This is a genomic window from Mesorhizobium sp. M4B.F.Ca.ET.017.02.2.1 (genome assembly GCF_003998955.1).
GTDB classification, from domain to species: domain Bacteria; phylum Pseudomonadota; class Alphaproteobacteria; order Rhizobiales; family Rhizobiaceae; genus Mesorhizobium; species Mesorhizobium abyssinicae.
In genome coordinates this window covers 1-6,555 of sequence record NZ_RZOF01000352.1, presented here as the reverse complement: position 1 = coordinate 6,555, position 6,555 = coordinate 1, and the positions used below count along the sequence as shown (strand labels likewise).

The 6,555-nt window shown below is 67.1% G+C and carries 5 protein-coding genes; 3 read left to right on the top strand and 2 right to left on the bottom strand.

Annotated features, from left to right (window positions below; translation table 11 throughout):
* Positions 1 to 133 precede the first annotated feature (133 nt).
* The 3 genes from trxA (at position 134) to EN738_RS28780 (ending at position 2,457) form a co-directional block, all read left to right on the top strand.
* A complete protein-coding gene (gene trxA / locus EN738_RS28795) occupies positions 134 to 1,105 on the top strand; it encodes a thioredoxin (protein ID WP_127286613.1) in 972 nt (323 codons plus the stop codon).
* A 188-nt stretch (positions 1,106 to 1,293) separates the two neighbouring features.
* Entirely contained in the window at positions 1,294 to 1,965 is a 672-nt protein-coding gene (locus tag EN738_RS28790; protein ID WP_127286612.1) for an LON peptidase substrate-binding domain-containing protein, read from the top strand.
* Between the two features lie 249 nt (positions 1,966 to 2,214).
* Positions 2,215 to 2,457: a Trm112 family protein gene (locus tag EN738_RS28780; protein WP_127286611.1), complete on the top strand. Its 243-nt coding sequence runs from the start codon at positions 2,215 to 2,217 to the stop codon at positions 2,455 to 2,457.
* A gap of 454 nt (positions 2,458 to 2,911) precedes the next feature.
* Here EN738_RS28780 and EN738_RS28775 read toward each other — a convergent pair whose 3' ends face one another.
* Positions 2,912 to 6,190, bottom strand: coding sequence for an error-prone DNA polymerase (locus EN738_RS28775; RefSeq protein WP_127286610.1), 3,279 nt, complete (start codon positions 6,188 to 6,190; stop codon positions 2,912 to 2,914).
* The coding region (locus tag EN738_RS28770; protein WP_348629114.1) for a DUF6504 family protein at positions 6,187 to 6,555 on the bottom strand (369 nt) is incomplete at its 5' end. The genes EN738_RS28775 and EN738_RS28770, both read right to left, overlap by 4 nt.

Genomic DNA, 6,555 nt, shown 5'->3' with positions numbered 1-6,555 from the left:
GTCGAGGCAACCGGACACGATGCTGTTATCTTGAAAGTCACGTCATGATCGCCACATGGATGGCGAAAACTGACCTCCAGCAAGAATTGTCGCGCCTCCCGCTGGCCGGCGGCGCGACCGGAAGGGCAATGACATGAGCGACAACAATCCATTCGGCAACAGTGGCGGCCAGTATGCCACGACGGTGCAATATGGCGGCGGCGAGCCCAAGCTCTCGCTCGGCGAGGCGCCGGCCGACCTGATCAAGGACACGACGACGGCCGGCTTCGCCGCCGACGTCGTCCAGGAATCGCGCCGCCAGCCGGTGCTGGTCGACTTCTGGGCGCCGTGGTGCGGCCCCTGCAAGCAATTGACGCCGCAGCTCGAAAAGGCGGTCAAGGCCGCCGGCGGCTCGGTCAAGCTGGTCAAGATGAACATCGACGACCACCCCTCGATCGCCGGCCAGCTCGGCATCCAGTCGATCCCGGCGGTCCTCGCCTTCAAGAACGGCCAGCCGGTGGACGGCTTCATGGGCGCCATTCCCGAAAGCCAGATCGCCGAGTTCATCAAGAAGGTCGGCGGCAAGAACGGCGCCGGCAACCAGGTGGCGGAGGCGCTGGCGGCGGCGGCGGAAGCGCGCGGCGCAGGTGACGCGCAGACCGCGGCCGACATCTACGACGCCATTCTCGAGCAGGCGCCGGAAACGATCGAGGCGATCGCCGGGCTCGGCGAACTGCTGTTCGAGGCCGGCGACACGGAAGGCGCCGAGGCCATTCTGGCGCGGGCGCCGGAAGACAAGAAGGACGCGCCGCCACTTGCCGCGCTGCGCGCCAGGATCGCGCTCGCCGCGCAGGCCGCCTCGCTCGGCAATCCGGCCGAGTTCGAGCGCCGCCTTGCCGCCAATCCCGGCGACCACCAGGCGCGCTTCGACCTGGCGATGATCCAGAATGCCCGCGGCGAGCGGACGCAAGCCGCCGACAATCTGCTGGCGATCATCAAGGCCGACCGGAGCTGGAACGACGACGGCGCCAAGGCGCAGCTATTAAAATTCTTCGAAGCCTGGGGCATGACCGACGAGGCGACGCTGGCCGCGCGGCGCAAACTGTCGTCGCTGCTGTTTTCCTGAGGCCGTTCGGCGGCTGTTTTTGCCGCATGGGCTTGCGGCCTGTCGCGAATGCGCCAGATTAAGCTGGGTTGATTTTTCAGGTGAGGCCGGCCTGACCTGAATCTCGACACAGCTTGGAGGCACGAGTAGCCTTTGGCGGCGAGGAGGAGATCGCGGCTTTGACACGCTTCAGGCGATCGGAGGGCTGATTGCAGGCGGGAAACGCGCATTACCGGCGTGGCGCCGATCTGCCGACGACGATCCCGGTGTTTCCGCTTGCCGGCGCGCTGCTGTTGCCGGGCGGGCGCATGCCGCTCAACATTTTCGAGCCGCGCTATCTGCAGATGGTCGATGAGGCGGTCGGCGGCGCGCGGCTGATCGGCATCATCCAGCCCAGCCTCGACGGCGCCCTGCGCGACGACGGCGAGCCGGAACTGTGCAGCGTCGGCTGCGCCGGGCGCATCATCTCGCTGGCCGAGAGCGGCGACGGCCGCTACCTGATCTCGCTGCAAGGCGTCTGCCGCTTCCGCATCACGCATGAGGCCGCCACCAAGACGCCGTTCCGGCAATGCCGGATCGCGCCCTTCCTCGCCGATCTGGACGAAGACCGCGCCGGCGCCGAGGTCGACCGGCCGTCGCTGCTGAAGGCGTTTCGCGCCTATCTGCAGGCCAACGATCTCGAAGCCGACTGGGAGAGCGTCAGCCGCGCCGAGAACGCCATGCTGGTCAATGCGCTGTCGATGATGGCGCCCTATGGGCCGGCCGAGAAGCAGGCGCTGCTCGAGGCGGCGGACCTGAAAACGCGCGCCGAAACGCTGATCGCCATCACCGAGATGGCGCTGGCGCGCGAGGGTGAGGATTTTGGCTCGAGCCTCCAATAGGTGTATCGATATTCAGGTGAGGCCGGCCTGCAGACGGCGGCTTCCTGCGTGCGTGAGCAGGTCGACCCCCACTCCGTCGAGCTTCGCTCGACACCTCTCCCCCGATCGACGGGGGAGAGGAAAGGCGCTTCCGGTGCTCACGTACTTCAAGTACGCTTTCCGCTCCGGTTCTCGGAAGCCACCATTCTCGACTGGGCCTGACCTGTATCTCAACACACCTTAGGCACCAGTCGGACAGGGAAAAGTGCAATGGCTGCGGAAGGACGTGACGGACAGAAGGCAAGTGTCGATCCGAAGCTGCTGGAGCTGCTGGCGTGCCCGCTGACCAAGGGTCCGCTGACCTGGGATGCGGAGCGCGGCGAGCTGATCTCGCGCGTGGCCAAACTTGCCTATCCGGTGCGCGACGGCATCCCGATCATGCTGCCCTCGGAGGCGCGGACGATTTCGGCCGAGGACCTGCTGTCGCCGCCGCGGCTGAGCGGGCCGGCGTGAGTGGGTACGGCGAATAGAAAAGAGGGTCGCATCCGGTCGAACCGACCCCCTCTGGCCTGCCGGCCATCTCCCCCTGGAGGGGGGAGATCACGCGCAGCAAAGGCGGCCCCTCCCATTTTTCTGGATTGAAAGCCGGCGGGCGAAGTGAGGGTGCCTTTCCTCTCCCCCGTCGATTGGGGGAGAGGTGTCGAGCGAAGCTCGACGGAGTGGGGGTCGACCTGCTCACCGCGTCTTTGTGTCAAGCCGGGGGATGTCTCGCCTTGATTGGCCTTGGTGCCGAATTGTCGGCGACGGCGCATTTGAGGACCGCCTTCCCCCACTCCGTCGCTGCTTCGCAGCGCCACCTCTCCCCCCTCCGGAGGGAGAGGAAAGGAGCCTCGCGGCGGGCGGGATGAGCTGGCGGAGAGGAGGAGCGCGATATGGGATTGCGTAATCCCGGGAAGGCGTAGGCCGCCTACTGAAAATTCCGCCCCCTGGGCATGACGCTTTCCGCCTTGTCCGATAGCATGGCGATGTCCGGCGGGGCGGGCAGAGCCGGGGTCATCTCCTCCAAAAGCATGGTCAGCCACGGCGTCAGGTCCTCGATCTTCTCGGCGACGATGTGGATGACGCCTGATTCCTGCTGTAGCTTGCCGGTGACGCGCACGAAGCGGGCGCCCATGACGATGGGGCGGAAGCGGGTGAAGGTCCTCTCCCAGAAAATGACATTGGCGACGGAGTTCTCGTCCTCCAGCGTCAGGAAGATCGCGTTGCCCTTGCCGGGGCGCTGGCGCACCAGCACGAGGCCGGCGACGGAGACGCGCCGGCCGTCCTTGACGGACGGGAGACGCGCATTGGGGGTGACGCCGGCGCGGTCGAGCCGCTCGCGCAGGAAGGCCACCGGATGCGCCTTCAAGGACAGGCCGAGCGAGCGGTAGTCGTGGATGACATGCTCGCCGAGCGGCATTGTCGGCAGCCTGGTCTCCGGCTCCAGTTCGCGCAGGCGGACCGTCGGCTGGTCGAACAGCGGCAATTTCTCGGCGGCACTCTTGCCGTCGAGCGCGCGCACCGCCCAGAGCGCGGCGCGGCGGTCGAGGCCGATCGAGCGGAAGGCGTCGGCCTCGGCCAGTCGTTCGATCTCGCCGACATCGAGGCCGGAGCGCAGCCAGACGTCTCGCACGGTCTCGTAGCCGGCGCCGCGCCGCTCGACGAACAGCGTCATGCGCTCCTCCGACAGGCCCTTGATCTGGCGAAAGCCGAGGCGGACGGCATGGCCGGTCTCGATCACGCCGCGCATCTCGGCATGGCGGGCAAGCACGCGAGCCGGATCGAAGGCGGTCTGTTCCAGCGCGCAGTCCCAGACGGAAAAGTTGATGTCGACCTCGCGCACCTCGACGCCGTGGTCGCGGGCGTCGCGCACAAGCTGCGCCGGCTGATAGAAGCCCATCGGCTGCGAATTCAGGATCGCGGCGCAGAAGACATCCGGGTAGAAGGTCTTGAACCAGCAGGAGGCATAGACCAGCAGCGCGAAGGAGGCGGCATGGCTTTCGGGAAAGCCGTATTCGCCAAAGCCTTCGATCTGCTTGAAGCAGCGCTCGGCGAAGGCCTGCTCGTAGCCCTTGCCGACCATGCCGTCGATCATGCGCTGGCGGTAGTTGCCGATCGTGCCGGTGCGCTTGAAGGTGGCCATGGCGCGGCGCAATTCGTCGGCCTCGCCCGGCCGGAAGCCGCCGGCGACGATGGCGATCTTCATCGCCTGCTCCTGGAACAGCGGCACGCCCAGCGTCTTGCCGAGGATCTGCTCCAGCTCCGGCTTGGGATATTCGGCCTGCTCCTTGCCCTGCCGGCGGCGCAGATAGGGGTGCACCATGTCGCCCTGGATCGGACCCGGCCGCACGATCGCCACCTCGATGACCAGGTCATAGAACGCGCGCGGCCTGAGGCGCGGCAGCATCGACATCTGGGCGCGCGACTCGATCTGGAAGACGCCGAGCGTGTCGGCGCGGCAGATCATGTCATAGACGCGGCCATCCTCCTCCGGAAGGGAAGCCAGCACATAGGGCCGGCCATAGGCGTCCCGCGCATCCGGATAATGCTGCGTGAGCAGTGTGAAGGCGCGCTTCAGGCAGGTCAGCATGCCGAGCGCCAGCACGTCGACCTTGAGGATCTTCACCGCGTCGAGGTCGTCCTTGTCCCATTCGACCATCTTGCGCTCGTCCATCGCCGTCTTGACGATGGGGACGACCTCGTCGAGCCGGTCCCTGGTGATGACGAAGCCGCCGACATGCTGGGACAGATGCCGGGGAAAGCCCATGATCTCGTTGGCGTGCTCGATCACCTGCCTGGCCAGCGGATCGCTGCGGTCGATGCCGCCGGCGGCTGCCTCCTTCTCGCCGAGCTCGGAGGTCGACCAGCCCCAGATCGAGCTGGTCAAGGCGGTGCGGACATCCTCGGACAGGCCCATGGCCTTGGCCACCTCGCGCAGCGCCGAACGGCCGCGATAGCTGATGACGGCGGCGGCGAGCGCGGTGCGCTTGGCGCTGTATTTCTGGTAGATATAGGCGATGACTTCGTCACGCCTTTCATGCTCGAAGTCGACGTCGATGTCGGGCGGCTCGTTGCGCTCCTCGGAGATGAAGCGCTCGAACAGCGTGTCGATCCGGTCGGGGCCGACCTCGGTGATGCCGATGCAGAAGCAGACGATGGAATTGGCGGCGGAGCCGCGCCCCTGGCACAGGATATGCTGGCTGCGGGCATATTTGACGATGTCGTAAACGGTGAGGAAGTAGCGCGCATAGTTCAGCCGCTCGATCAGGGCGAGCTCTTCCCCGATGCGTTTCATCACGGCGGCGGGGACGCCGGCCGGATAGCGCGTCGCCGCCCCTTCCCTGGCCAGGCGCTCGAGCTCGGCCTGCGGCCCCAGGCCGGATTCGGTCGGCTCGTCGGGATAGTTGTATTCGAGGTCGCTGAGCGAGAAGGTCAGCTCGCCGGCGAAGCGCAGCGTCTCCGCCAGCGCTTGCGGGTGGCGGCGGAAAAGCCTGGCCATTTCCTGCGGCGGCTTCAGATGGCGCTCGGCGTTGGCCGCCAGCTCCAGCCCGACCTGGGAAACGGGCATGTTGAGGCGGATCGCCGTCAGCACGTCCTGCAGCGAGCGGCGACCGGCGCTGTGATAGAGGACGTCGTTGGTCGCCATCAGCGGCACGCCCAGCCGGTCTGCCATCGCCGCCGCCTGCTCGACGCGGAAACGGTCATTGCCGCGATAGTCCGGCGCCACGGCGAGCCGCAGCGCCGCGCCAAAGCGATCCTTAAGCAGGCTAATCATTGCGAGATTGCCATCCGGATCCGACGACAGTTCGGGCAGCACCGCCAGCGACATCAGATCCCCCCATTCGAGGAGGTCGCTCAGTTTCAGCAGCGTCGCCCCCTTCTCGTTCTCGTCGCGCAGATTGGCCTGCGTCAGCATGCGGCACAGATGCCCCCAGCCGGCGCGGTCGCGCGGATAGGCGAGGATGTCGGGCGTGCCGTCGCCGAACACCAGGCGGCAGCCGGGATGATAGGCAAGCGTCTCCACCCTGGCCTGCTGCCAGGCGCGCACGACGCCGGCCACCGTGTTGCGGTCGGCAAGCCCGATCGCGGCGAAGCCGAGGTATTTCGCCGCGACCACCAGTTCCTCGGGCTTGGAGGCGCCGCGCAGGAAGGAGAAATTCGACTGGATGCCGAATTCGGCATAGGCGGTGGCGGCGAGCGCGTTCATGCGAAGACCCCGTGCATGAACCAGCGCGGCGGCGCCTCCGACGCGCCGTAGAGGCCCTGGCGGTAGAGCCAGTAGCGGCGGCCATCGCTGTCCTCGATACGGAAATAGTCGCGGGTCGGCGCTTCCTCCTCGCCGGGAAGCCTTCGCCACCATTCCGCGGCGATGCGTTCCGGCCCTTCAGCGCGGGCGACGCGGTAGAGCGCGCGCCGCCAGCGGAAATTCATCGGCGGGCCCTCGGGCATCTCGGTGGCCGGCACCTCGATCGGCTCGGGCGAACGGAACAGGCGGATCGGCCGTTCCGGCGGATAGATGGTCACCGGCGGAACGGCGCGCTCCGGCCGCTTGAGCGGCGCGCGCCTTTGCGG

Coding starts and splice junctions, on each gene's coding strand:
- trxA (WP_127286613.1), top strand. CDS start 134: ATGAGCGACAACAATCCATTCGGCAACAGTGGCGGCCAGTATGCCACG.
- EN738_RS28780 (WP_127286611.1), top strand. CDS start 2,215: ATGGCTGCGGAAGGACGTGACGGACAGAAGGCAAGTGTCGATCCGAAG.
- EN738_RS28775 (WP_127286610.1), bottom strand. CDS start 6,190: ATGAACGCGCTCGCCGCCACCGCCTATGCCGAATTCGGCATCCAGTCG.